Origin of the sequence: Lentibacillus amyloliquefaciens, assembly GCF_001307805.1 — a bacterium.
Classification (GTDB): Bacteria; Bacillota; Bacilli; order Bacillales; family Amphibacillaceae; genus Lentibacillus; species Lentibacillus amyloliquefaciens.
On the sequence record NZ_CP013862.1, the window covers coordinates 2,278,536 to 2,302,639 of the forward strand.

Consider the following 24,104-nt stretch of genomic DNA (forward strand, 5'->3'; position numbering starts at 1 on the left):
TTAGTTTTCAAGGTACAACTTCTTAAATTAAGGGGATTGCTCCCTCAAAACTGAACCAAACAACCCAGTATGTTCCTTATTAATCCTTAGAAAGGAGGTGATCCAGCCGCACCTTCCGATACGGCTACCTTGTTACGACTTCACCCCAATCATTGGCCCCACCTTCGGCGGCTGGCTCCTGAAAAGGTTACCTCACCGACTTCGGGTGTTGCCAACTCTCGTGGTGTGACGGGCGGTGTGTACAAGGCCCGGGAACGTATTCACCGCGGCATGCTGATCCGCGATTACTAGCGATTCCGGCTTCATACAGGCGAGTTGCAGCCTGCAATCCGAACTGGGAATGGTTTTATGGGATTGGCTTGGCCTTGCGGCTTCGCGGCCCTTTGTTCCATCCATTGTAGCACGTGTGTAGCCCAGGTCATAAGGGGCATGATGATTTGACGTCATCCCCGCCTTCCTCCGGTTTGTCACCGGCAGTCACCTTAGAGTGCCCAACTGAATGCTGGCAACTAAGATCAAGGGTTGCGCTCGTTACGGGACTTAACCCAACATCTCACGACACGAGCTGACGACAACCATGCACCACCTGTCACTCTGTCCCCGAAGGGAACACGGTATCTCTACCGCCATCAGAGGATGTCAAGACCTGGTAAGGTTCTTCGCGTTGCTTCGAATTAAACCACATGCTCCACCGCTTGTGCGGGCCCCCGTCAATTCTTTTGAGTTTCAGCCTTGCGGCCGTACTCCCCAGGCGGAGTGCTTATTGCGTTAACTTCAGCACTAAGGGGTGGAAACCCCCTAACACCTAGCACTCATCGTTTACGGCATGGACTACCAGGGTATCTAATCCTGTTCGCTACCCATGCTTTCGCACCTCAGCGTCAGTTACAGACCAGAGAGTCGCCTTCGCCACTGGTGTTCCTCCACATCTCTACGCATTTCACCGCTACACGTGGAATTCCACTCTCCTCTTCTGCACTCAAGTCCTCCAGTTTCCAATGACCGCCCGCGGTTGAGCCGCGGGATTTCACATCAGACTTAAAAGACCGCCTGCGCGCGCTTTACGCCCAATAATTCCGGACAACGCTTGCCCCCTACGTATTACCGCGGCTGCTGGCACGTAGTTAGCCGGGGCTTTCTGGTCAGGTACCGTCAAGGTGCTGCCCTCTTCGAACAGCACGTGTTCTTCCCTGACAACAGAGTTTTACGATCCGAAAACCTTCATCACTCACGCGGCGTTGCACCGTCAGACTTTCGTCCATTGCGGATGATTCCCTACTGCTGCCTCCCGTAGGAGTCTGGGCCGTGTCTCAGTCCCAGTGTGGCCGATCACCCTCTCAGGTCGGCTACGCATCGTCGCCTTGGTAAGCTTTTACCTTACCAACTAACTAATGCGCCGCGGGCCCATCTGTAAGCGGCAGCCAAAGGCCGCCCTTTCAGCTCCTGGCCATGCAGCCATGAGCATTATCCGGTATTAGCTCGCGTTTCCACGAGTTATCCCCGTCTTACAGGTAGGTTGCCCACGTGTTACTCACCCGTCCGCCGCTCGTTCCACAAGCGCACGCCCCGAAGGGCGATTGCCTGCTTCCCGCGCTCGACTTGCATGTATTAGGCACGCCGCCAGCGTTCGTCCTGAGCCAAGATCAAACTCTCCAAAAAAGTTTGTCCGAAATTGACACCGATCAATCTCAGTCTTAGCTTACAAAAATTGATTCAAGGGGTAAAAGTTTGCATCAAATCAGCTCAGCTGATCCTTCAACTTCTTACCTCTGACTTCGTTTGTCATACTGGTTGTTTTGTTCAGTTTTCAAGGAGCAAAGTGGGCCTGGGTGGACTCGAACCACCGACCTCACGCTTATCAGGCGTGCGCTCTGACCAACTGAGCTACAGGCCCTAAATGGAGCGGGTGATGGGAATCGAACCCACGACATCAGCTTGGAAGGCTGAGGTTTTACCACTAAACTACACCCGCATAATATAATTGTTTTTTCAAACTTTCCCTCATGCTCGTCGCGTTGCAAGTGCATTCGGAGAAGTTCGCGCTCCTCGCAACTCGAAGCGTATTCGGTGGAAGCTTTGCTCGTGGCTGAGGCTTTACCATAAAATTACACCTGCATGATATATTTCAACTTAACTGATATTCTCTCGGGTGGTCGGGAAGACAGGATTTGAACCTGCGACCACATGGTCCCAAACCATGTGCTCTACCAAGCTGAGCTACTTCCCGTTTAATGGTGCGCCCGAGAGGAGTCGAACCCCTAGCCTTCTGATCCGTAGTCAGACGCTCTGTCCAATTGAGCTACGGGCGCTCAAAGCGACATCCTCCAATATACCATGCAAATGAAAGGTTGTCAACAATAATTTTAATGCGGTCGAGAGGACTTGAACCTCCACGGGATTAACTCCCACTAGGCCCTCAACCTAGCGCGTCTGCCATTCCGCCACGACCGCGTGTCAAACAAAGAAAAATGCCGTGGTCAACACAGCAATATAAACAAATGAAAGTGCGGATGAAGGGAGTCGAACCCCCACGTCGTAAGACACTAGATCCTGGGTCTAGCGCGTCTGCCAGTTCCGCCACATCCGCAAAAATGGTGAGCCATGGAGGATTCGAACCTCCGACCCTCTGATTAAAAGTCAGATGCTCTGCCAACTGAGCTAATGGCTCATTATAATTAGGTTGCTATCTTAATTTCATTTTTAAAATGATGATCCGGGATAATCCGAAGTTCTATAATACTTGTCGTGTTGCAACTTAATTCGTTGAATCCGTACTCCTAATAAGCCTGCACACAGCAGCCTGTTCAGTGATGTGAGCGGCTAGCTAATAACTCTTTATAATAAGATTGTTATTTTAATTTCGGTTAAAAATTATAATTTACTATATATACTGTTCGTCATTTTTTATATTCAAAATGGCTGGGCTAGCTGGATTCGAACCAGCGAATCACGGGATCAAAACCCGATGCCTTACCGCTTGGCTATAGCCCAACAAGTGGCGGTCCGGACGGGACTCGAACCCGCGACCTCCTGCGTGACAGGCAGGCATTCTAACCAGCTGAACTACCGGACCCAACCAATTAATATAAGAAAAAACAATGACCCGTACGGGACTCGAACCCGTGTTACCGCCGTGAAAGGGCGGTGTCTTAACCGCTTGACCAACGGGCCATGATATGGCGGAGAAGGAGGGATTTGAACCCTCGCGCCGTTTACACGACCTACACCCTTAGCAGGGGCGCCTCTTCAGCCACTTGAGTACTTCTCCGTAAATGGCTCCACAGGTAGGGTTCGAACCTACGACCGATCGGTTAACAGCCGATTGCTCTACCGCTGAGCTACTGTGGAATAATTGAAATGGCACGTCATCCAAAAGCTATGAATGACTGCGACGAAAAATATAATACAATAGATGACTGTTAATGTCAATAGTTTTGAAAGAGAGATTTTTGACAGCCTGTCGAAAGCTGTTTTTTTCCCTGCCATTATTTAAGGCTTATATAATTTAACATGCAAGTTACCTCGCGTCAACATGGCACAAGTCAAAATTCATAATTATTCTCAGCCATTGTTAAGACTGGCATTCAAAACTAGCTTGCCTCCGCACTTTCCGCATCTGTATTTCTTCAAGTCAACTCTACGCACACGCTTGTACGAATGACCACAATCTGCACATTTATAAATATACTTGAAACGATTTTTTGCAGATGGCAATGGCGAACAGTGCCTTGGTGATCCGGTTGCTTTTAACAGCTCTTTAAAATCCTTGTCACCATGTTTGAAACCTTTTCCTTCTATATGAAGATGATAGTGACATAATTCATGTTTGATAATCCCGATTACTTCATTATCATTAAACTCCGCCGTATACTTAGGGTTCAGCTCTATTGTTCTTTTAACGGGAAGATACCGGCCGCCGGTTGTTCTGAGCCGGTAGTTATATATTGCCTTATCTCTAAATGGCTTGCCAAAAAACTTCATTGATATGTCATGCACGACTTCATTCAGTTCTTTTTCATCCAGCAGACTCATGAATATCATCCCTCATTGGCTAATCAATCATATTCTACCATAGCAGTTAAGGTTATGAAATACTCATTTTTCCAGCTTGTTTATTTACAATAATTTTAAATAAAGATTGATTTTTAATAATTGATTTTTGATAGATTTGTATTATAATAGAAGTTGTACAAAACATTTCATTCAAGGAGAGGTGTTTAGATAGTGAGTAATGAAAAGAAGAGAATGACAACGGCTTCTGGAGTTCCTGTTGGTGATAATCAGAATTCTATTACAGCCGGTCAAAGAGGTCCTACCCTTATTCAGGACGTTCACTTTCTGGAAAAAATGGCTCATTTTGACAGAGAGCGTATTCCTGAGCGTGTTGTTCATGCTAAGGGTGCAGGCGCATTCGGATATTTCGAAGTAACAAACGATGAGATTTCCAAATATACCAAAGCTGATTTCCTCAGTGAAAAAGGAAAGCGTACAGAAATGTTTGCCCGTTTTTCAACGGTTGCCGGCGAAAAAGGTGCCGCTGATACTGAACGAGATCCACGCGGTTTCGCTTTGAAGTTCTACACCGATGAAGGAAACTATGACTTGGTGGGCAACAATACACCTGTTTTCTTTGTCCGCGATGCCATGAAGTTCCCTGATTTTATCCACACACAAAAACGCAATCCGCGTACAGGGTTGAAAGATAAAGATGCAGTTTGGGATTTCTGGTCATTATCACCGGAGTCACTTCACCAAATCACTTATTTGCATGGTGACCGCGGCATCCCTGCAACTTTCCGTCATATGAACGGATATGGAAGCCACACTTACAAATGGGTGAATGATCAAGGTGAAGCCTTCTGGGTAACTTACAGTTTCATAAGCGATCAGGGTGTTAAAGGCCTGGATGCTGACGTGGCCGATCAGCTTGCCGGTGAACAACCGGATTATCATCGGGAAGATTTATACAATGCCATTGAAAATGGTGACCATCCTTCCTGGACACTATACGTTCAAATCATTCCTTTCGAGGATTATAAAACGTATAAGTGGGATATCTTTGATATTACCAAAACAGTATCCAAAAAAGATTACCCACGTATCGAAGTTGGAAAAATGGTATTGAACCGTAATCCTGAGAACTTCTTTGCTGATGTTGAGCAAGCCGCACTTTCACCAGCTAATCTGGTTCCCGGAATTGAAACATCACCTGATAAAATGCTGCAAGGCCGTCTGTTCAGCTATTCTGATACACAGCGTTACCGTTTGGGCGTCAACCATCAGCAAATTCCGGTTAACCGTCCAAAAGCAGAAGTCAACCATTACCAGCGTGATGGCTATATGGCTGTTAATGGCAATGGCGGTGGAAAACCGGTTTACGAACCAAACTCAATCGATGGACCAGTTGAAGATCCGGCATCAAAAATCAGTCCATTTGAAGTTGAAGGTGTTGCAGACAGCGTAGCCTATGACAGTCAAGATCATTATACACAGCCAGGTGATCTTTATCGTCTGATGAGCGAAGACGAAAAATCACGTCTCGTTAAAAACTTTGCCGATCATATGCGGCAAGCTACACGTGATGACATTAAACTTCGTCAAATCGGGCACTTCTATAAAGCTGACCCTGAATGGGGCGAGCGGGTTGCTGAAGAACTGGGATTATCCGTTCCGGAGAGCGCTAAAGCCGTAAAAAATTAATCAATTTAAATTAAAAGCTGATGATCAGGATTGATCATCAGCTTTTTTATAACATGATTTTTTTAAGTCCGGAAACCGGCCCCTGACCTTTGGTAAGACGAATAAGGAGCTGGTTTTTTCTAACGTTCGACCATTGAAAGGGCAATCCTTCCTTTATCAATATCAATGCTTTCCACCCATACTGTTACGACATCACCAACCGATGTAATATCCATCGGGTGTTTAACGAATTGATTTGACATTTTCGAAATATGAACCAGCCCGTCCTGTTTCACCCCGATATCAACAAAGACACCAAAGTCAACAACATTACGGACAGTTCCTTGCATTTCCATGCCCTCTCGTAAATCTTCCATTGAAAGCACATTTTGTTTCAATAATGGCTTTGGTAAGTCATCGCGCGGGTCACGTTCCGGACGGCCGAGCGCATCCATGATGTCCTGTAAAGTCGGTTCACCAATCCCTAATTCAGAAGCAGCCGTTTGCACATCAATATTATTGAGCTTATCACGAAGTTCGGCTGTACCGATATCAGCCATTTCGCAATCAACCATTTTTAGAAGCTGTTCTGCATGATCATAACTCTCGGGATGGATTGGGGTTCTGTCAAATGGATTTTCACCATCCGGCACCCGTAAAAAGCCTATACCCTGTTCATATGTTTTAGCACCGAGACGCGGAATTTTCCGCAGTTGTTTTCGATTGATAAACTTCCCGTCTTCATTGCGTTTATTTATAATATTATTGGCGACTGTCTTACTTAAGCCGGCCACATGCTGCAGCAATGAAGCCGATGCTGTATTCACATTGACACCGACCTGATTGACAGCTGTTTCAACGATGAATGACAGAGACTCGTTAAGAGCTTTTTGTGCGACATCATGCTGATACTGCCCGACGCCAATCGATTTCGGGTCTATTTTGACAAGTTCAGCTAATGGATCCTGCACTCTTCTGGCAATTGATGCGGCACTTCGTTCTTCAACTTCCAGGTCAGGGAATTCTTCACGTGCCAGTTTCGACGCTGAATAAACGCTTGCACCTGCTTCGTTCACGATAATATATGGAATATCTAACTTATGGTTATTAATCACATCAGAAATAAACTGCTCGGTTTCCCGTGAGGCTGTTCCATTTCCAATCGCAATCAATTCAACATCGAACCGTTTGATGAAATCAAGGACCATTTTCTCTGCACCTGCTGTATCATGTTTTGGTGCAGTCGGAAACATGACGCTAACTTCATGGACTTTGCCTGTTTCCTCAACGACCGCTAACTTGCATCCTGTCCGGTAAGCCGGGTCGACACCAAGTACAGTCTTTCCTTTTAGTGGCGGCTGCAAGAGCAAGTTTTTAAGGTTTTTGGAAAATATATCAATAGCCTGTGCTTCGGCTTTTTCGGTCAGACTGCTCCGGATCTCCCGTTCGACAGACGGCTTAATCAGGCGTTTAAAACTGTCATCAATCGCATCTTTGAGGATCTCAGCCGTTTCCTGGTTCGCTTTATGCGTAACAACCTTGCGCTCCAGATACGAAAGCATCCTCTCAGTTGGCGGCTCAACAGCTACTTTCAGCACGCCCTCTTTTTCACCGCGATTTAAAGCCAAAATGCGATGCGATACGACCGAACGGACTCCTTCTGTGTAATCATAATACATTTCATAGATGCTTTTCTCATCTTTCGCTGCATCTTTTGCTTCTGAATGGATGCTTCCGCGTTTAAAGGTTTCGCCGCGTATGTATTCACGGTATTCCGGTTCATCGGAAATCCATTCGGCAACAATATCGTTGACACCTTTCAGCACATCTTCAGTCGAATTCAACTCATGTTCTTCCGATAAAAAGTCTTCCGCTTTATCAGATACACTGCTTAATTCCTGGTTCCATACCGATAAGGCTAAAGGCTCCAACCCTTTTTCTTTCGCTTTTGCTGCACGGGTCCGTCGTTTCTGTTTATAAGGACGGTACAAATCTTCCACCCGCTGCAGCTGTGATGCCTGTGTAATATCCTGCTTCAATTCTTCAGTAAGTTTTCCTTGTTCATCAATCAGACGAATGACTTCCTCTTTTCGTTCAGCCAGGTTCACGGCATATTGCCACTTGTCATGAATCAGCTTTATCTGGACTTCATCGAGCCCGCCTGTAGCTTCTTTCCGGTAACGGGCAATAAATGGCACCGTATTCCCTTCATCCATCATTTCAATCACTTTTTTAACAGCAGACGATTTGACGTCTGTTTCACTCGCTACCCATTGTTCCAGTTGAGTTGACACAATTCGCTCCTCCTTTACTGACACTCTCAATTCTACCAAAAAAATGGCATAATGAAAAAAGACCGACTATGCCAAGCCGATCTTACGCTTCGTATTTTATTGCAATTAAAGTTGTATCGTCAGTACGTTCTTCACCCTCTGCATAGTTTGCATAAGTTTGAACGACCTGATTGACATCCCTGTTCAATAAGAATCGCTTAGATAGGTCTTTATCCGTAACGCCATCAGAAAATAAAATAAAGTTCATCAACGGATCAAGTTTGTCCGTCACCACTTTAAATGGTCTGTGGTAACCGGCAAGATATCCGGAATTCGGGATGTTTCGTTTTTTCTTGCCATTCTCAGGAATCGTAATAACACCAACATTCCCGATTGACGAGAACGAATAACGTTTTGCCTGAAAATCAATCCTTAAGATGCCTATGACAGCGCCACGTTTACCTGTCAACTTTTCATTACATCGTTTAATCAGCTGTTCAATTGTTAAATGAATGTTTTCTTTAATGATACCGATCACGATTTCTGAGGACTCTTTAGCAAACTCCCCGCTTCCCAGACCATCCGCAAGCGCACAAATATATTCATTTTCTGTTTCTGTATAAAAATAGCTGTCTCCGCAGTAATATTGCTGTTTTTTTGCTTTTTGGAAGACAACTGTTTCAACTTTATTCAGTCCGTCAGTCACTCCAGAGCACTCGCGCTGTCAGATTGAAGTGCCTCGCGGAGTTTTCGCAATGAACGGCGCTGCAGACGTGATACGTGCATCTGGGATATACCGAGTCGTTCTCCTGTTTCTTTCTGACTCATGTGTTCAAAGTAGGTACATCGCAAAATCTCTTGCTCACGCTCTGATAGAACAGGTAATATTTTTTCCAGAAGCATTCGCTGATCGACATTGTCAAAACCGCTGTCGCTATTGCCGACCAAATCCAATATTGCAACGGTGCTTCCTTCAGAATCTGCTTCAATTTTCCGGTCCACGGACAAGGCTTTATAACTTTTGCCCATCTCCATTGTTTCAAGCACTTCTTCTTCAGAAACATTCAGATAATCTGCAATTTCCGGTACTGTTGGCGAATCCTGGTTTTCAGTCGTCAGCTCATCAACGGCCTTTCGTATTTTCGGGCCCAATTCTTTAATACGCCGCGGGACATGTACACTCCAGGTTTTATCACGAATAAACCGTTTGATTTCACCTATGATTGTTGGTATGGCAAATGATTCGAACGATTTCCCGTAAGACGGATCATATCTTCTTACAGCAGCAATCAGCCCGATCATACCCACTTGTGATAAGTCCTCATGAATACTGCTGTTTTTCGAATACTTTCTGGCAATTGATTCAACCAGATCGGTGTAGGTTAATACAACTTTTTCATTCAATTCTTCATTTTCCGGATCTTCTTGGAGGTCTTTAATCCATTGATATATTTCACCCTGACTCTTACTGTGTTGTTGAGATTTGGTCGTCATCAAGACCCACCCCGGCTTCATGAAGGTACTTTGTCATTAATACGACTACACCAGAGTCGTTATTGATCTCAACCTTATCCATTAATGCATCGATAAGGAAAAGGCCAAAGCCACCTTCACGTAGATTTTCAACTGACTCAGAACCTTCGTAAGGACCAATTCCTCCTTTAACTTTATTAAGGTCAAAACTGCCTCCATGATCCGCTACCATTACTTCAAGACGATTTTCATACAACCCAAATCCTACCGTTACTTCACCACTGTCTTCACTATGATATGCATGTTCAACTGCATTTGTAATTGCTTCGGAAACCGACACTTTAAGATCTTCAATTGCTTCATATGAAAATCCAATCCGGGTCGCAATTCCGGACATACTCAAACGCACAACACCTACATATTCGGCTCTGGCAGGGACTTTCATTTCTATAAAATCAAAATTATCCATTAATCATTTTCACCCCGAATCGCAGTATCTATTGTTATGAGTTCATCAAGTCCCGTGATTCGAAATAACCTTAAAACGCGATCTTGTAATTGAATCAAGCGCATTTTACTATCGTTCTCATTCGTTGACTTCAATGCACTTATGAAAACACCAAGCCCGGTGGAGTCCATATAATGAACATCTTCTAAATTGACCTCTATTTGGTTGCCCTCAGTTTTAGTCAATGGCAGTAATTTCTCTTTAAGCTCCGGTGCAGTATAAGCGTCAATTTCACCGGTGAGTTTCACTGATGACTTTCCGTTCCCCTCTGATATATCAATTTTCAAATTCATTATTACCCTCCCGTTTTACTGTCCACTAGCTTACATTTTCCCTGATTTATTTAAAATTAAACATTATTCGGGTATTGTTTTATCCCGCATATAACTGACAGTACGATCCCCACCTCAAATGCTCGATTACACGATGAAAATTAGGTGGGGGGGGATGGCTGCCAGTACATGTCCGATTCGTTCATCTAACAATCAGTGGGGGAAGAAAGAAGCCCTCCACTGATTAAAGATTCACTTTATTTAGTGACCGGCTTCTTTTTTAAAGCAATCAGTGTGAAATCATCGCGGAACTGGAAATTTTGCATCCGTTCAAAATGTTTATATACCTTATCGACCATTTCCTGTGCCGGCAAATCACTATACTGGTCAAGCACCTCGAGAACTTCTTCAGTTTCGATGAATCGGTCTCCCTGTCTGCATTCCGTTACGCCATCTGTTAACAGAATAACCATATCCCCATCATGAAGCGACCGTTCATATTGCCGATAATCCGTTTCCGGCGAGACACCGAGCACAAGACCTTTTGCTTTAATTTCCTCAAATTTTTTCGTTTCTGCATTATAGTAAAAGCCGGGTTCATGGCCGGCCGATGCATAGTGTATTTTACTTTCGGAAGGGATAAATTGAGTGTAAAACATTGTAATAAACATGCTTGCATCAACATTTCGTTCCACTACGCGGTTTAAATTTTCCAGTATCGTCTTTGGACTCATCGTCGCTTCAGGGAGGCTGTCCATCGAATACTTAATCATCGACATGCACAATGCTGCAGGGATTCCTTTTCCAATCACATCTGCGACAGCAATCCCGATAGAATCATCACTGCCTTTGAGGAAGTGGTAATAATCGCCGCTCATCTGATTTGCTGAGACGCTGACAACACCGATATCCAAACAATCCACATCCGGTTTTGTCGTTGCAAGCAATGTTTCCTGCATGCCCGCCGCTATAGCTATTTCTGATTTTAATTCAGACTGTTCTTCCCGCAACGAATGGTTTTCCTGATGTGCGACACCGTAATTAATCATAATTTCCAATAAAAAATTCATCGAATACCGGAAATCGCCAGGCATATCCGGATGCAGCTCTTCCAATGCCTGAATATGAAGATTGATAATCTCCTCAGGTGGAATGTTATTCTTAATGAACATTTTGCTGATTTGTTCGGCACCATAAAGGGATTGTTCATCTTGGACTTCAATGTAATGCTTTAATAAGTTGCGATAGTTACTAATATTCGTATTCAGGGTTTCCATTCATATCCCCCTTAAGTGAAACAGCAAAAAGAGGCGTTCACAAACCTATGTTCCCCTTCTTGGCTGTCTCTATTTCTTTGTCTTATTTTAACCATTTCATAACTTGAATTTCAGTGCCTTTACCTTCTTCTGATTTAATATCAAAATTATCAACCAGCCGTTTCACACCGGGAAGGCCGGCACCAAGCCCGCCGGATGTTGAGTAGCCATCCTCCATTACCAGGCTGAGGTTTTGGATTCCGGGGCCTGTATCAAGTGAAAGAATAATGATTCCTTGATGCTCATTATTATCCACGATTTCAAAGCATATCTCACCATCATCAGCGTATAAATAAATATTGCGGGCAAGTTCAGAAATTGCTGTAGCGATTCGGGCTTGATCCACTGTCCCGAAGCCAACTTTCCGGGACATATCCCTGCCAAGCTGACGCGCTTTTACAATATCCCATTCTTGTTTAATTTTAACACAGGATTGAGGATCCATAGTCATTCCCCCAATTCCTGATGTAATTTTATCAGTCCTTGCTCTAAATCTAATGCTGTTGGAACGTCTTTTAAGTGCACGCCCAAATCAATCAATGTCACCGCAACGGCAGGCTGAATTCCAGTTAATACGACTTTTGCCCCCATCAGATCAGACATTGATACAACGTCACCCAGCACCTTTGCTATAAAGGAATCAATAATTTCCACTGACGTCAAATCGATTACAACACCTGTCGACCCTGTGTTATGAATTTTGTCCAATAAATCTTCTTGAAATTGGATAGCTGTATTGTCATCAATTTCTGTTTGAATCGAAATCAGTAAATAATCATGTAATTTTAAAATAGGTATACGCATTTTTATCACTCTCCCCCAAGAGAATCGAACATCTGCTCAATCGTGTCATCTTTTTGATCCAAATCAACAACTTGGCGATTCGTCAATTCAAGTGCTTTGATGAACCCTTTTCGAAGCGAGCTCTTGGTAGGGAACTTGCTCAAATCAATTCCCAGAGTGACAATTGTCTGAGCAATCTCCGGCCGTATACCCACAAGAATGCATGTCGCTCCCACAAGACGAACAGCATCGGCAGCTTGGACAATATGATGGGCGACCATCGTATCGACAACGGGGACACCCGTGATATCAATCAGGACAACTTGCGAATGATGTTTGATCGTCCCCTCGAGCAGATTCTCCATAATCAATTTGGCCCGTTCTGTATCAATCGTTCCAATCAGTGGCATAACAGTGATGTCATCCATCACCGGAATAAGGGGAGCGGATAATTCATGAAGTGCCATCTGCTGCAGGGAGAGAATGTTTTCCCAGTTTCCTGAATACTCATTAACGAGCTGTCTGATAACAGGTTCGACCCAATTATCGACACTTTGAAGCAATTCAGAAATATAACTCGTGTCGATTTGTTCGGACTGTTCCAGAATAAAGTTGATCGTGACACGCCGGAACACTTGCAGCCCGTCTGTTATGTAACTTACCTGCCATCCCAGATTGATCAGCTTTTCGGAGAATTCTTTTAATTGCTTGGTGTCACCTTCATTTTTAATACTGCTGAAGATAATATTCACAAATTCCCGGTTGGTGCTTTCCAATAATTCTTCTGTCACACTGGAGGAATAATTGGAAGTTTTCAGTGTATCGATTTCATTAATCCACTTTTGAACTATTATATCACTGTTATCCAGTACAATTTTTTTAAAATCCCTATCCATTTTCTCCTCCTGATTTTCTCTTCTATTTTCTGAAAATTATAACATTGTATATTTACCTCTATTTTATCACAAAATCATACAAATTTCGATTGATTCCGGCAGAAAAAAAGTGATTTTTACTAAGATACCACTCCAGTTTATCTCACCCATATTCAAAAAGGTTACTGTTTTAACACAAAATATATAAACTGCGGCGGACTCTTGCATTTTTCATTAGTGAAGAACGTCTGAAGACCCCGTAGCAAGGAAAGAGAACTCAGCCTCAGGAAGACTGAAGAAAGCCAGGTTGCGTCGCAGTTCACTGCGAGGATTAAAGCGCAATGAAATTCCCGAAAAATGCCAAAATAAAAACCCCTTTTTGATTAGGAAGGGGTTATCACCTATTGATCATACATTTCTTTCAGTCCAAGACTGATCTCTAAAGCGTTATCAATCTTTTTCATCATCTGATGATCAAGTTTTGTTATTTTATCGGTCAACCGCTGCTTATCCAACGTTCTTATTTGTTCCAGCAATATAACCGAGTTACGGTCGAATCCATACCGTTTCGCATCGATCTCCACATGTGTCGGGAGTTTGGCCTTCTGAATCTGAGCAGTTATAGCAGCAACAATAACCGTTGGGCTGAAGCGGTTTCCGATATCATTCTGCAGGATCAAGACCGGCCGTATGCCTCCCTGTTCTGATCCCACAACGGGGGATAAGTCGGCGAAATAAACTTCGCCTCTTTGAACGATCAAGTGCCTTACACCCCGATCACTGTGCGCTGTAAGTTGTTTTTCTCAGCTTCTTCCTCGGCCTGAAAAGCTTCTGAAGCGATGGTGAGATTAATATTAGCCATTTCCATGTACCCTTGCTGCATTGATTCACGAAACTGTTGGACATGCTCTTCTTTTTTGTGTTCCAGATAATTTCGCGTTGCCTGACATATGAAATCACTCAGATTACTGTTTTCATATTTCATTAGTCCATCCACCTCATTTAACAGGTTCTTTGGTAAGCGTACTGAAATTTCTTGTGAGCTTTCTGACAAAACCATGCACCTCCGACAACTTGTAAACGATCATTATCGAATTCTTTTTTAATGATATCATTGTATGACATGGTTTGCAAAGGTCATTTTAAGAATAAACCGGCAGAAGAATCTTTTAACCCTCATGATTCACTGTTTTTGCACATTCTATACGAATAGTCCCGTTTAGCTGTTGTCTAAAAGATATTGATTTGGACACAAAACCCATAAACTGCAACGTAACTTAAGGTGTAAGTTGGTGCGTCGTCTACCGCTCCGGAAATACACGCCGCGCACCTTAGGGCGGCTGGTGAGCCTCCTCGGGCTAAGCACTAAGGGGTCTCACCTATGCCTCCCGTCCCGCAGGAGTCGTCGTGTATTTCCTTCGCTGATATTGTGCTTTATAATCTCATTGTTTCGGTGCGTAATTAAACTTCTATTGTGAATGTTGATTGGAGTGGAGGGCAGTCGACTCCTGCGGGAAAGCGGGCAGCTAGACCTGAGCAGGAAGCGCTTTTTGCTTCCGAGGAGGCTGAAGTGTTGCCCTAAGGTGCGCGACTGCCTGGAACGGAAATCAACATAGCACTTACGTCGCAGTTTACATCATGTGCGAACCAGGATTTATTAAAAAGAGCTTTCTGTTTAATGCTCTCAGTTTGAATGGGCCCCTGCTATTTATATTATTGCTAAACAGACATTTTATGCCATTAAAATTCGAATAAGCCAAATTGTACTATGACTTATACTGTCTTGGCACACGTTCGGATATCATACAAGGTATTTCATAGTTGATGGTCTCAAGCTTTTCAGCAATTTCATCGACTTCGATTTCCTCATCACTCTGTTTTCCAATCAGCGTAACCTGTGTCCCCACCGGATATGCTTGGTCCAGCTTGATCATTGTCTGATCCATCGTTATCCTTCCGACAATCGGCATTCTTTTTCCGTCGACTAACACGTCTGCGCCCTGCAATTTGCGGATCCATCCGTCAGCATAACCAATCGGTATTGTCCCGATATACTCTTCATCTTCTGTCGTATAAGTCGCACCATAACTGATCGATTCACCCGGGTCGAGCCACTTCACATGATCGAGTCTGCTATGCAATGAAAAGGCCGGTTTCAATTGAATATCGCGTTCATCTTTTACAGGATCTGACGGATACAAACCATACATCGATATGCCAAAACGCATATAATCATACATTCGTTCAGGAAAACGGATTGAAGCAGCACTATTACCAACATGAACGTTTACTGGCTCAGCCCAGATAGATTTAAACGTCTTAAGCACATTGTCAAACCGGCGCTGCTGCTTTTCAAAATAGGCAAATTCAGTATCATCAGCTGTGGCAAAGTGTGTATAGACCCCCGTTAGATTAACTGCTGTACTGTTCCGGAGCTCGTCAGTAATTTCAATTAATTCTTCTTCTGTCCTGAGTCCGACTCTTCCCATTCCGGTATCCCATTTCATATGTACGTCTACCGGGTAAGGAAGTTTCATCTGGTTCACTTCACGAACCCAATCCTTTTGATAGCAAGTCAGAATAATATTTTGACTCGCAGCAACCGGGACATCGTGCGGTGATACTCTTCCAAATACCAAAATCGGATCCGTAATATTTGCCTCGCGCAAAACAAGCGCTTCTTTCAGCAATGCCACTGCCAGCATCGTTGCACCGGAATCAAGTGCTTTCTCAGCAACTTTCTCAGCTCCATGACCATATGCATCCGCTTTAACCACCGCAATAACAGCACAATGCTCAGGCAGTCTGTTTTTCATTTCCCTGACGTTATGTCCAATCGCGTTCAAATCAACTTCTGCCCATGTGCTCCGAAATAAATGACTGTCCATAAGACACACCCCTTATATTTACCATTGGAACATCCATTTTACCTGAAAATAGGCAAAAATAAAAAGCAGACCCCCTTTCTGATGAGTCTGCTTGCACCACACCATTTATTTTACTTCTTTGCCTTGTACAGACTGTGCAACCTCAATCAATTCTTCTCTGGTCAATTCATCACTTGCCAGAACAAAACTCATACCGTTATCGACCCATTCAATCGTGTTATCGCTCAGCGCGCCAATCGAATGGCCTAAGTTCACAATCTCGCCATCCACCATTTCAGGCGAAGACATGGCTGGTACCACATCCTGTTTTTCTTCAACCAAAGTGAAGTTTTTGTCACCGGCAAATGTCATGATGACCCGCTGGCCGCTTTCTGTATCAACCTGTGTTTCTTCTGTCAGTTCTGAGCCTTTCATGTTTCGCGGATAAACGACGGTAAACGCGTCCGCTTTCGTTTCACTGTCACCGGAAACCGATGCATCAGATTCTTCGTTTGGCATATTTTTATCCATTGTAAAATCATCATCTTCGAAAGTGGGGTCTGTGTTAAATTCAGAGAAATTCACTTCCACTAATGCATTGCGGTCTTTGTCGAGCACTTTAACCATAGCCGGTGTATAATTCTCTTTGTCAAAATAAACTTCCTGGTAAGGCAAATTATTGTTGCTCTGATAATTGGTTTTTGTCTCAAAAATATAGTGATTCTCACCTATCTCGAATTGAGCTTCAGCATCCTGTAGAATATCGCTGACAAGCGACTGGTACAGATATGGCTGACTGCCGTTTTTCGGCCATTCTTCCTGGAATTTGAAGCTTTTGTTCAAGTCTGGTGACAGAACAAATACACCGTCCTCATTTTTGAGAATAATTTGCTTGCCCTCTTCATCCTGATCGTTGCTCAACTCGACGCGGTACAGATCCTGTTTCTTATGCCAGATATTAATCTGGTACGTTTGATTTTCCTGCCCGGTATTCATCGTCATTTCAGCAGTTGCTTTATAACCTTTCATGGATTCGAGTTTCGATTCCAGCTTTCCGGCCACATCTTCCTGAGACTGTTCACCACAGGCAGAAAGTACAATGCTAAACACGATGACAACCAACAAGCTTAACTTTTTTTTCATGGACATGTCTCCCTTGTCGCATTTCACACATTTTGCGAGCATTCATGCTGACGATTTGACAAAGGGAAAGTTCATTGTCACTTTTTTACGTCTGAAATGTACGATAGACAGCTTTGATGCCTGTGATAACATCCGAAGCCGTCAGGTCATAAACCGAATGGTTTGTTTCCGTTAAAAGTTCCGCGGATTTACCGTGTACAAAACACGCATTATTTAACGCATCCGGAACTGTCTGCTCCTGCATCAACATGGCGAGCGTAATGCCCGATAGGACATCCCCTGTTCCGCCTTTAGCGAGCCCCTGATTGCCTGCTTCACTGACTGTCTGAATGCCTTCGGGTGTTGTTATAATCGTGAACATGCCCTTGAGTACAACATAGACGTGATAGTTTTCAGCAAACGATTTTGTATAAGAAAAAGGTGACTGCAAAAGCTCTGGCACCGAAATGCCCAAAAGCATGGCCATCTCACCCGGGTGCGGCGTCAGAACAACAGGCTCTTTGCGCTGTTTGACCTGATGAAGCATCGCTTTCAAATGATACAGACCGTCCGCATCAACAATCAGAGGCAGCTGTGCTTCAATCGCTTGCTGCACTAATTCCCCGGCTTCTAAATGACGCCCGAGACCCATACCAAGCACCATTGCATCAAAGTTCTCAAACGGTATAGCATTCGAACCATCCAAATATCCGTCTGTATCGTTCAGCGTCAAATAGGTCGCTTCTGTACAATATGAAGATACTGTCGGAATGATGTCTTTTGCTGTGGCAGCTGTAACCAGGCCGGCACCTGTCCTTAGTGCAGCACTTACTGTCATTGCAATTGAGCCGGGCATCTCCACATTGCCGCCTACAACCAGCCCCCGCCCATGATTGCCTTTATGGGCATTTCGCTTGCGTCCAGGCATGGTCTTTCGGAATTTCTCCGGCGTCCAGACATGCCGGTGGTTATGCCTTTCAGTGATGGCTGCCGGGAGCCCGAACGACACCGTCTCCCAACTTCCGTAGTAAGGTGCTGTTTTTTCAAGAAATGCACTCATTTTTGGAAATCCTGCAACAATCGTTTCGTTTGCTTGTACCGCTTGAAACTCCCCGGCTCCTTCATTTGCCGGAAGCCCTGAAGGAATGTCCGCGGCTATAACATAAGCATCGTTCTCATTAATAGCTGCTACAATCTGAGCGAGTGGATCACGCAGCATCCCTGAAACGCCGATACCCAGCATCGCATCCACAATCACATCAGTTTCCTGTAAAATCGTTTCAATGTCGAGTTCCTTGCGGGCAACCTCGATTTCCCCGCCGCATCTGATTAGTAAATTTTTATGAAAAAGTGCATCACCTTTTATCTTTTCATCCGGCACAACCTGCACGACAGAGACCCGACACCCGTATTCAAACAGCGTTCTGGCAATGACAAACCCATCACCGCCGTTGTTACCGCTCCCTGCGAAAATTCGGATACGGTCCATTTTGGCTATACGCTTTCTGATCCTGTCTGCCATCGCCCGCCCGGCATTTTCCATTAACAGCTTTCCATCAATTCCTATTTCTTGAATGGTCCCATGATCCATATCGTACATTTCTTCCGCGGTGACAATCTTCACACGTTTCCCTCCTGCCCGCACTAGAATATATGAGACAACCTTTGCATTTATGCAGACACACACGTCAATCCTTTTCTTCCAGAACAACCTGTGCCACTGCATAATCTCTGCTGTGCGTAATTGAAATAAATATATGTAAATGTTCATAACCGCCTACGTTCATCTTTGGCGCACCGTTTGCATCTGGCATAATCTGAATATCCTTGAAGCTTATTTTACCAATACCACTCCCAACTGCTTTCGAAAACGCTTCTTTGGCGGCAAACCTGCCCGCCAGGTATTCAGTCTTTCGTAGGTCGTTTGTGAGCGATTTGTAAAGCGTCATTTCCGGAGCTGTTAAAACTCTTTCTCCCAGTCGGTTATTTTTTTGAATGCTTTTTCGAATCCGGCTCAGTTCAATTATGTCAATCCCAATACCTTTTATCATAAAAATCGCTTTCCTCTCTCCGGAAAATTGTATATGATTATACTAGACAGTTTATTATGGTCATACTTTAATAACACTATAACTATACTACCCGCTAGTCATCAGAAATAAAACTGTCGCCCGCTGCAGCATCTTTTTTCGAAAGTTGCTTTTTAAAAGGGTTGTTTGACACAAATTCCATAAACTGCGATGTTATGAAAGACTTAACGTCGCACTTTATATCGTCGCGAGGGTCAAAGAGCAGCAAAACTTACGAAAAGAGCTTTTCGAACAATAATAAATCAGCTATCAATAAAAAGGAGGGTCTGAATGTTTATACGAAATGAGCGCAGCATTAAAGAATTCAAGCAGCTTTATCCGATCGTCTTCTGGGTGATCATTATCCAATTAGCGCTCTGGCTTTTAACCGGCTTTTTGCAGACCCCGCTCGGTACCATGATCGAAAATTGGGGAAGAGGCGTCAACTTCTACATCAGCCAGGGAGAATACTGGCGTTTGCTGACATCTATTTTTCTTCATGCCGATCTCATGCATGTTCTGTTTAATTCATTTGCACTAGTGTTATTCGGGCCGGCCCTTGAACAAATGCTCGGCAAGATGAAATTCATTGCTGCTTATTTAGGGGCAGGGCTTGTCGGAAATATCGCCACCCTTTTGCTCGGGCCGCCCATTTATGCTCACGTAGGCGCATCCGGTGCGATCTATGGATTATTTGGCATATATGTATTCATGGTAGCCTTTCGTAAACAGCTCATCGATCAATCAAGCGCACAGATTGTTACCGTCATTTTGGTGATCGGTCTGATCATGACTTTCGTCAATACGGGAATCAACGCATATGCTCATATTTTCGGTTTCATTGGCGGCTTTGCACTTTCGCCGCTGGTCTTAAATAATGTACGCCCCTTTTCACCGTGGATAAGACACCGGGTTGTTGATGACGGATCCGTTAAATTTGATCCAAATCGCTGGCACAAAAAGCAGCGTAACAAAAAGCTATTTAAAAACGGTCTCTGGATTTTTCTCGGCATCCTGATTATTCTCGGCCTGTTTAGCCGGCTATTGTGAACCTCTCCACCTAAATTGAAGATTTTGAAGGGGACTTCTTGCCGAGCACATTAAAAAGGAACCGGCCTTGCTGCCAATTCCTTCGAGTCTGACTTCCGGCTTCCGACCTCTGGAAAGATGAGGCGGGAGCCGGTTTTTTAATCTTCACTGTCTTTTCGGCGGGAAAACCAGTCTGATAATTCATCAGAATGTGATTCTGCCAAGTCCTTGATTGTGAAATGCTTCCCTGCTCCCATTGTCCCGACAATCGAAAACCGAGCAGTTGCGAGATTTTGCAGCCTTTGCACTTTATGCTGTTTTTTCTCGAATGCCTGAACCCGTTTGTGATACAACAGGAGTGTATTCCGGCTTAACACACGATAACGGAGTGTTAAACGCCTCCCCCGAATAGTAAAGCCCCCGTCTTTATACCGGATCCATCCCAGCAATAGGCCGCCGACAAGCAGCAATATTAACGGAATCCAGATAAATGCCGGAATGAAAATTGCTACTGCCGCAACAAGCAATAGAAATGGTACGGCCGCTCGCAGAATATAATATTTTAACGCCTGTTTGGGCAAAGGTGTTAACTCACGCTGAACCCCGGCATAATCCGGCAGAAAGGTTTCCAGGAATTCTTCCAGTTCATCCCGCTTCATGATAGGAAAAAGAATCGATGAAAAATCCTCACCCTTATCCATTGACCCACCGGCGATTTCCGCAAATACGGTGACATATCCGAGCGGCTGACGAATAATGCTCTCCTGAATACCGACCGCCTGAATCCGCTTCAAAGGAATCGTCACTTGCTTTTTTTCCAAAAGGCCCCGGGTAATAAATAATTCCTCATCGTTTTTCGTAATAGTGAAATTCCCATATTTGATCATCGTTCCCGCAATGCCAAGCAGCCAAAGCAGAAGCAGCAGAAAGATCACCATTACAATCAGAATAATAACGCCCAGTCCGACGACCCATTCAATTGTATTGTCAAAGTAATGTTCAGGTATAAACTGTTCAAATTCAGAGAAGCCGGCCGCTGCCAATGCCAGAATTACCCCGACACTTCCTGATGTAGTCCCTACAATAAACAGCCGCTTAAAACTGATTTTGGCAGAGGGGTTCGGCAATTTTTCGGTTTCTTCAGGTGCTTCTTCATCATCTGCCGGCGGGACAGCGCTTGATTTAAGCTCCTGGCGCAATGCTTCTCCCTCCTCCAGCTTAACAGCACTGAGTGATGCTTCTGCACTTGTGCCTGTGCCGGCAGTTTCAATCTGCACCTTCGTCAGTTTAAAAATCCGATGAATCACGCCGGATGTCAGGTCGATGGATTGTATGCGGTTTTTGGATATAAACCGTTTTTTCCGGATGAAGACACCATACTCAATCCGCAGTTCGTCCTCTTCAATCCGGTAAGTATAGCGGTACCATGTCAGTACGCTTGCAGTGATAAAGAGCACCAGCAGAACCGCGATAATAAGACCGAAATAAAACAGGGATTCATCCCGGAAAGTGATAAAACCTAAGACAATAGCAAATAAAAATTCGCGTACCGTTTTAATTAAATTAAATAAAATGGCTGCAGGGTGCAAACGTTTTGGCTCAAACATCGTGGCTGCCACCCTTGCCAGCGCCGAAATCCTGTCCCTCAAATCCGAAGCATCCTCTTCAACGAGAGCAGGAATCTCATGGGTTGTGGCTGCCGTTGAGATCTCCACACTCGCCAGCTTGTATTTTTTAAGTATTGGCCCCTGTTTTGTATCAACATGCTGGACACGGATCATTGGTACAAGTGTGCGTGATACAATCAAAATCCCGTGCTGAATATATATCTCCTGCTCAAAAACTTCATACCGCCATCTTCTCCAGCGAAGTGTCGGAAGTAAAAATACAAAGAAATATGTGCTGAGTCCACTGATGAAAGCAGCCCCTGCACCATACCAATAAGAAAATTCAAATATAAATGCTAGAATAAAAAGCGCAATCGTTATTAACCAGAATACCCCCGCCAGAATCGACTCCGCTATTTTCCACGCTTTGATAGCATCAGGTGCAATCCGGTTGACCGGTGGCTGTCGCATATTTGTCCCTTCCTTCATTACTGAGTGTCATATTATGTAATACGCATTCATATTACCAAAGTTTCAGGATTATTAACAGATAGCGTTTTTTGTTCCATGTACCGCTCAGTTAATCCGAATCAAATGTAACTTCAAATCTTAGGTGCTATTGCCTTTTTCGCGACTGGCTGTATAAAAAGAGGCTGACTCCAAAAGTCACTTAGCAGTGACCTTTTTGTGCCAGCCTTTCTTTGATATCCATTTAGTTATTTGGTTTGCGACCGCGGTTTTTCTGATAATTCCCTTGACGGTTACGCCCGCCTTGGTTGCGTCCACCCTGATTGCGTCCGCCTTGGCCACGTTTACCGTAAAATTTCTTGTTCTGTGGTCTGCCTTTATTATTCTTGCCGCCGCCCTGGCCTTTTTTCACGCTGATCGGCTGAACGGATGAAATATTGACGGGAGCGTTGCGACGTTCTTTTGTCATCATTTTAAGAGCAGCAGCCACAACTGTCATTGAATCGTAATCCTGGAGCAGTTCACTGGCTGTCTCCTGATAATCCTGCAAATCAAGCTTGTCAATCTTTTCCCGGATCTTATCTGCTGCAGCCTGCTGCTGACCGCGCTTCGCTTCCTGATGAGTCGGCGGTGCCATCCGTTTCATTTTGCTTTTGGTTACTTTCTCAATCAAATTTAAATGCGCCATTTCACGTGGTGTGATGAATGATACGGCTTCCCCGGTACGTCCTGCTCTTCCGGTACGGCCGATACGGTGTACATAGCTTTCAGGATCCTGCGGTATATCAAAGTTATAAACGTGCGTTACACCGGAAATATCCAGTCCCCGTGCCGCGACATCAGTTGCTACCAGTACATCGACACGATTATTTTTAAATTTGTTTAAAACCGACATCCGCTTTCCCTGTGTCAAATCTCCGTGGATGCCTTCTGCACGGAACCCGCGGGCATGAAGACCGTCCGTGATTTCATCCACCCGTTTTTTCGTCCGGCTGAAGACAATTGCAAGTGCAGGTGCATAAAAGTCCAAATGATTGGTCAACGTATCGAATTTATGCTTCTCAGGAATTTCAATGAAATACTGATCGATATTTTCAACAGTCATTTCCTTTGCTTTCACTTTGACTTCTTTAGGATTGTTCATGAGATTGGTTGCAATATCACGGATTTCTTTTGGCATCGTTGCAGAAAATAATAATGTCTGCCGTTCTTCCGGAATGTTTTTCAAAATATCACGGATATCGTCAATGAAGCCCATGTTCAGCATTTCATCAGCTTCATCGAGAACAGTTGTCTGAATTTCTGTCGTCCGGATTGTTTTTCGGCGCATATGATCGAGCAGTCTTCCCGGTGTGGCAACGACGATGTGCGGACCATCCTTTAAAGCACGGATTTGCCGTTCCATATGCTGTCCGCCGTAAACCGACATGGAGCGTATGCCTTTTATTTTACCAAGCCGGTTCAGCTCCTCAGCTACCTGGATGGCGAGTTCCCTTGTTGGTGCAACAACCAACCCTTGAATTTTCCGCTCTTTCGGATCAATTCTTTCAATCATCGGGATCCCGAATGCCGCTGTCTTTCCGGTTCCTGTCTGAGCTTGTCCAATTACGTCATTTCCTTGTAAAGCCTGCGGAATCGTTTCTGCCTGAATCGGCGTTGCTTCTTCAAATCCCATCTTTTGCAATGCGTCCATAATAGGCTTTGAAATATTTAGTTCGTTAAATGTTGTCACTTTATCAATCTTCTCCTTTTTTAGCTGTTCA

The 24,104-nt window shown here is 44.3% G+C and carries 20 protein-coding genes, 12 tRNA genes and 1 rRNA gene; 2 read left to right on the top strand and 31 right to left on the bottom strand.

What is annotated here, in order from left to right; genetic code table 11:
• Nucleotides 1–90: 90 nt before the first annotated feature.
• The 14 genes from AOX59_RS11330 to AOX59_RS11395 all read right to left on the bottom strand — a co-directional run bounded on the left by AOX59_RS11330 (nucleotide 91) and on the right by AOX59_RS11395 (nucleotide 4,032).
• Nucleotides 91–1,659: ribosomal RNA gene (locus AOX59_RS11330) — 16S ribosomal RNA — on the bottom strand.
• Nucleotides 1,660–1,820: 161 nt separating this feature from the next.
• A tRNA-Ile gene (locus AOX59_RS11335) sits at nucleotides 1,821–1,894 on the bottom strand.
• Nucleotides 1,895–1,898: 4 nt separating this feature from the next.
• Nucleotides 1,899–1,972 (bottom strand) — tRNA-Gly (locus AOX59_RS11340).
• A 178-nt stretch (nucleotides 1,973–2,150) separates the two neighbouring features.
• Nucleotides 2,151–2,227, bottom strand: a tRNA-Pro gene (locus tag AOX59_RS11345).
• A 5-nt stretch (nucleotides 2,228–2,232) separates the two neighbouring features.
• Nucleotides 2,233–2,309 (bottom strand) — tRNA-Arg (locus AOX59_RS11350).
• A 58-nt stretch (nucleotides 2,310–2,367) separates the two neighbouring features.
• Nucleotides 2,368–2,451 (bottom strand) — tRNA-Leu (locus AOX59_RS11355).
• Between the two features lie 54 nt (nucleotides 2,452–2,505).
• Nucleotides 2,506–2,587 (bottom strand) — tRNA-Leu (locus AOX59_RS11360).
• A gap of 5 nt (nucleotides 2,588–2,592) precedes the next feature.
• Nucleotides 2,593–2,668, bottom strand: a tRNA-Lys gene (locus AOX59_RS11365).
• A gap of 248 nt (nucleotides 2,669–2,916) precedes the next feature.
• Nucleotides 2,917–2,991: transfer RNA gene (locus tag AOX59_RS11370), tRNA-Gln, on the bottom strand.
• Between the two features lie 5 nt (nucleotides 2,992–2,996).
• Nucleotides 2,997–3,073: transfer RNA gene (locus AOX59_RS11375), tRNA-Asp, on the bottom strand.
• A 26-nt stretch (nucleotides 3,074–3,099) separates the two neighbouring features.
• A tRNA-Glu gene (locus AOX59_RS11380) sits at nucleotides 3,100–3,171 on the bottom strand.
• Between the two features lie 6 nt (nucleotides 3,172–3,177).
• Nucleotides 3,178–3,268, bottom strand: a tRNA-Ser gene (locus tag AOX59_RS11385).
• 5 nt (nucleotides 3,269–3,273) lie between these two features.
• Nucleotides 3,274–3,348, bottom strand: a tRNA-Asn gene (locus AOX59_RS11390).
• A 213-nt stretch (nucleotides 3,349–3,561) separates the two neighbouring features.
• Nucleotides 3,562–4,032 (bottom strand): SprT family protein, encoded by a 471-nt coding sequence (locus AOX59_RS11395; protein ID WP_068445630.1) that lies wholly within the window; start codon nucleotides 4,030–4,032, stop codon nucleotides 3,562–3,564.
• Between the two features lie 213 nt (nucleotides 4,033–4,245).
• On the opposite strand from AOX59_RS11395, the gene AOX59_RS11400 reads away from it, so the two are divergent.
• Complete coding sequence (locus tag AOX59_RS11400) at nucleotides 4,246–5,700, top strand: catalase (RefSeq protein ID WP_179946432.1); 1,455 nt, start codon at nucleotides 4,246–4,248, stop codon at nucleotides 5,698–5,700.
• Nucleotides 5,701–5,819: 119 nt separating this feature from the next.
• Here AOX59_RS11400 and AOX59_RS11405 read toward each other — a convergent pair whose 3' ends face one another.
• The 15 genes from AOX59_RS11405 to acpS all read right to left on the bottom strand — a co-directional run bounded on the left by AOX59_RS11405 (nucleotide 5,820) and on the right by acpS (nucleotide 19,219).
• Nucleotides 5,820–7,973: a Tex family protein gene (locus AOX59_RS11405; protein WP_068445632.1), complete on the bottom strand. Its 2,154-nt coding sequence runs from the start codon at nucleotides 7,971–7,973 to the stop codon at nucleotides 5,820–5,822.
• Between the two features lie 82 nt (nucleotides 7,974–8,055).
• Nucleotides 8,056–8,658 (bottom strand): SpoIIE family protein phosphatase, encoded by a 603-nt coding sequence (locus AOX59_RS11410; RefSeq protein WP_237049255.1) that lies wholly within the window; start codon nucleotides 8,656–8,658, stop codon nucleotides 8,056–8,058.
• On the bottom strand, nucleotides 8,655–9,446 hold the full coding sequence (sigB, locus tag AOX59_RS11415; protein WP_068445634.1) for an RNA polymerase sigma factor SigB: 792 nt from the start codon (nucleotides 9,444–9,446) through the stop codon (nucleotides 8,655–8,657). The genes AOX59_RS11410 and sigB overlap by 4 nt, the downstream gene beginning before the upstream one ends.
• Nucleotides 9,418–9,894 carry an anti-sigma B factor RsbW gene (rsbW, locus tag AOX59_RS11420; RefSeq protein ID WP_068445638.1) on the bottom strand — a complete coding sequence of 159 codons (477 nt, stop codon included), beginning with the start codon at nucleotides 9,892–9,894 and terminating at the stop codon, nucleotides 9,418–9,420. The genes sigB and rsbW overlap by 29 nt, the downstream gene beginning before the upstream one ends.
• Nucleotides 9,894–10,226: an STAS domain-containing protein gene (locus tag AOX59_RS11425; protein ID WP_068445642.1), complete on the bottom strand. Its 333-nt coding sequence runs from the start codon at nucleotides 10,224–10,226 to the stop codon at nucleotides 9,894–9,896. The genes rsbW and AOX59_RS11425 overlap by 1 nt, the downstream gene beginning before the upstream one ends.
• Before the next feature lie 236 nt (nucleotides 10,227–10,462).
• Nucleotides 10,463–11,482: a PP2C family protein-serine/threonine phosphatase gene (locus AOX59_RS11430; RefSeq protein ID WP_068445643.1), complete on the bottom strand. Its 1,020-nt coding sequence runs from the start codon at nucleotides 11,480–11,482 to the stop codon at nucleotides 10,463–10,465.
• A gap of 82 nt (nucleotides 11,483–11,564) precedes the next feature.
• Nucleotides 11,565–11,966 (bottom strand): anti-sigma regulatory factor, encoded by a 402-nt coding sequence (locus AOX59_RS11435; RefSeq protein WP_068445645.1) that lies wholly within the window; start codon nucleotides 11,964–11,966, stop codon nucleotides 11,565–11,567.
• A gap of 2 nt (nucleotides 11,967–11,968) precedes the next feature.
• The gene (locus tag AOX59_RS11440; protein WP_068445647.1) at nucleotides 11,969–12,325 is read right to left on the bottom strand and encodes an STAS domain-containing protein; all 357 of its coding nucleotides are present in this window, start codon (nucleotides 12,323–12,325) and stop codon (nucleotides 11,969–11,971) included.
• Nucleotides 12,326–12,330: 5 nt separating this feature from the next.
• Nucleotides 12,331–13,200, bottom strand: coding sequence for an RsbT co-antagonist protein RsbRA (locus AOX59_RS11445; protein ID WP_068445648.1), 870 nt, complete (start codon nucleotides 13,198–13,200; stop codon nucleotides 12,331–12,333).
• Between the two features lie 380 nt (nucleotides 13,201–13,580).
• On the bottom strand, nucleotides 13,581–13,940 hold the full coding sequence (locus tag AOX59_RS11450) for a type II toxin-antitoxin system PemK/MazF family toxin (RefSeq protein WP_068445650.1): 360 nt from the start codon (nucleotides 13,938–13,940) through the stop codon (nucleotides 13,581–13,583).
• A 5-nt stretch (nucleotides 13,941–13,945) separates the two neighbouring features.
• On the bottom strand, nucleotides 13,946–14,233 hold the full coding sequence (locus tag AOX59_RS11455) for a CopG family ribbon-helix-helix protein (protein ID WP_177183463.1): 288 nt from the start codon (nucleotides 14,231–14,233) through the stop codon (nucleotides 13,946–13,948).
• A gap of 712 nt (nucleotides 14,234–14,945) precedes the next feature.
• A complete protein-coding gene (gene alr / locus AOX59_RS11460; protein WP_068445654.1) occupies nucleotides 14,946–16,067 on the bottom strand; it encodes an alanine racemase in 1,122 nt (373 codons plus the stop codon).
• A 105-nt stretch (nucleotides 16,068–16,172) separates the two neighbouring features.
• Complete coding sequence (locus AOX59_RS11465; protein ID WP_068445656.1) at nucleotides 16,173–17,189, bottom strand: LolA family protein; 1,017 nt, start codon at nucleotides 17,187–17,189, stop codon at nucleotides 16,173–16,175.
• An 85-nt stretch (nucleotides 17,190–17,274) separates the two neighbouring features.
• A complete protein-coding gene (locus AOX59_RS11470; protein WP_068445658.1) occupies nucleotides 17,275–18,792 on the bottom strand; it encodes a bifunctional ADP-dependent NAD(P)H-hydrate dehydratase/NAD(P)H-hydrate epimerase in 1,518 nt (505 codons plus the stop codon).
• Between the two features lie 64 nt (nucleotides 18,793–18,856).
• Nucleotides 18,857–19,219: a holo-ACP synthase gene (gene acpS, locus AOX59_RS11475; RefSeq protein ID WP_068445660.1), complete on the bottom strand. Its 363-nt coding sequence runs from the start codon at nucleotides 19,217–19,219 to the stop codon at nucleotides 18,857–18,859.
• Nucleotides 19,220–19,528: 309 nt separating this feature from the next.
• Between acpS and AOX59_RS11480 the strand changes: the two genes are divergently transcribed.
• Nucleotides 19,529–20,287 (top strand): rhomboid family intramembrane serine protease, encoded by a 759-nt coding sequence (locus tag AOX59_RS11480; RefSeq protein WP_068445661.1) that lies wholly within the window; start codon nucleotides 19,529–19,531, stop codon nucleotides 20,285–20,287.
• A 137-nt stretch (nucleotides 20,288–20,424) separates the two neighbouring features.
• On the opposite strand, the gene AOX59_RS11485 is transcribed toward AOX59_RS11480, so the two are convergent.
• Together AOX59_RS11485 and cshA are read right to left on the bottom strand one after the other, a co-directional pair.
• On the bottom strand, nucleotides 20,425–22,344 hold the full coding sequence (locus AOX59_RS11485; protein WP_237049256.1) for a PH domain-containing protein: 1,920 nt from the start codon (nucleotides 22,342–22,344) through the stop codon (nucleotides 20,425–20,427).
• 241 nt (nucleotides 22,345–22,585) lie between these two features.
• Entirely contained in the window at nucleotides 22,586–24,073 is a 1,488-nt protein-coding gene (cshA, locus tag AOX59_RS11490; protein ID WP_068445663.1) for a degradosome RNA helicase CshA, read from the bottom strand.
• Nucleotides 24,074–24,104: the final 31 nt, after the last annotated feature.

What these genes read in the sequence shown, in the direction of transcription:
- AOX59_RS11395 (WP_068445630.1), bottom strand. Translation starts at nt 4,032, where the DNA reads ATGAGTCTGCTGGATGAAAAAGAACTGAATGAAGTCGTGCATGACATA.
- AOX59_RS11440 (WP_068445647.1), bottom strand. Translation starts at nt 12,325, where the DNA reads ATGCGTATACCTATTTTAAAATTACATGATTATTTACTGATTTCGATT.
- AOX59_RS11425 (WP_068445642.1), bottom strand. Translation starts at nt 10,226, where the DNA reads ATGAATTTGAAAATTGATATATCAGAGGGGAACGGAAAGTCATCAGTG.
- AOX59_RS11485 (WP_237049256.1), bottom strand. Translation starts at nt 22,344, where the DNA reads ATGCGACAGCCACCGGTCAACCGGATTGCACCTGATGCTATCAAAGCG.
- AOX59_RS11435 (WP_068445645.1), bottom strand. Translation starts at nt 11,966, where the DNA reads ATGGATCCTCAATCCTGTGTTAAAATTAAACAAGAATGGGATATTGTA.
- rsbW (WP_068445638.1), bottom strand. Translation starts at nt 9,894, where the DNA reads ATGGATAATTTTGATTTTATAGAAATGAAAGTCCCTGCCAGAGCCGAA.
- acpS (WP_068445660.1), bottom strand. Translation starts at nt 19,219, where the DNA reads ATGATAAAAGGTATTGGGATTGACATAATTGAACTGAGCCGGATTCGA.
- sigB (WP_068445634.1), bottom strand. Translation starts at nt 9,446, where the DNA reads ATGACGACCAAATCTCAACAACACAGTAAGAGTCAGGGTGAAATATAT.
- AOX59_RS11465 (WP_068445656.1), bottom strand. Translation starts at nt 17,189, where the DNA reads ATGAAAAAAAAGTTAAGCTTGTTGGTTGTCATCGTGTTTAGCATTGTA.
- AOX59_RS11480 (WP_068445661.1), top strand. Translation starts at nt 19,529, where the DNA reads ATGTTTATACGAAATGAGCGCAGCATTAAAGAATTCAAGCAGCTTTAT.
- AOX59_RS11445 (WP_068445648.1), bottom strand. Translation starts at nt 13,200, where the DNA reads ATGGATAGGGATTTTAAAAAAATTGTACTGGATAACAGTGATATAATA.
- AOX59_RS11430 (WP_068445643.1), bottom strand. Translation starts at nt 11,482, where the DNA reads ATGGAAACCCTGAATACGAATATTAGTAACTATCGCAACTTATTAAAG.
- alr (WP_068445654.1), bottom strand. Translation starts at nt 16,067, where the DNA reads ATGGACAGTCATTTATTTCGGAGCACATGGGCAGAAGTTGATTTGAAC.
- AOX59_RS11400 (WP_179946432.1), top strand. Translation starts at nt 4,246, where the DNA reads ATGACAACGGCTTCTGGAGTTCCTGTTGGTGATAATCAGAATTCTATT.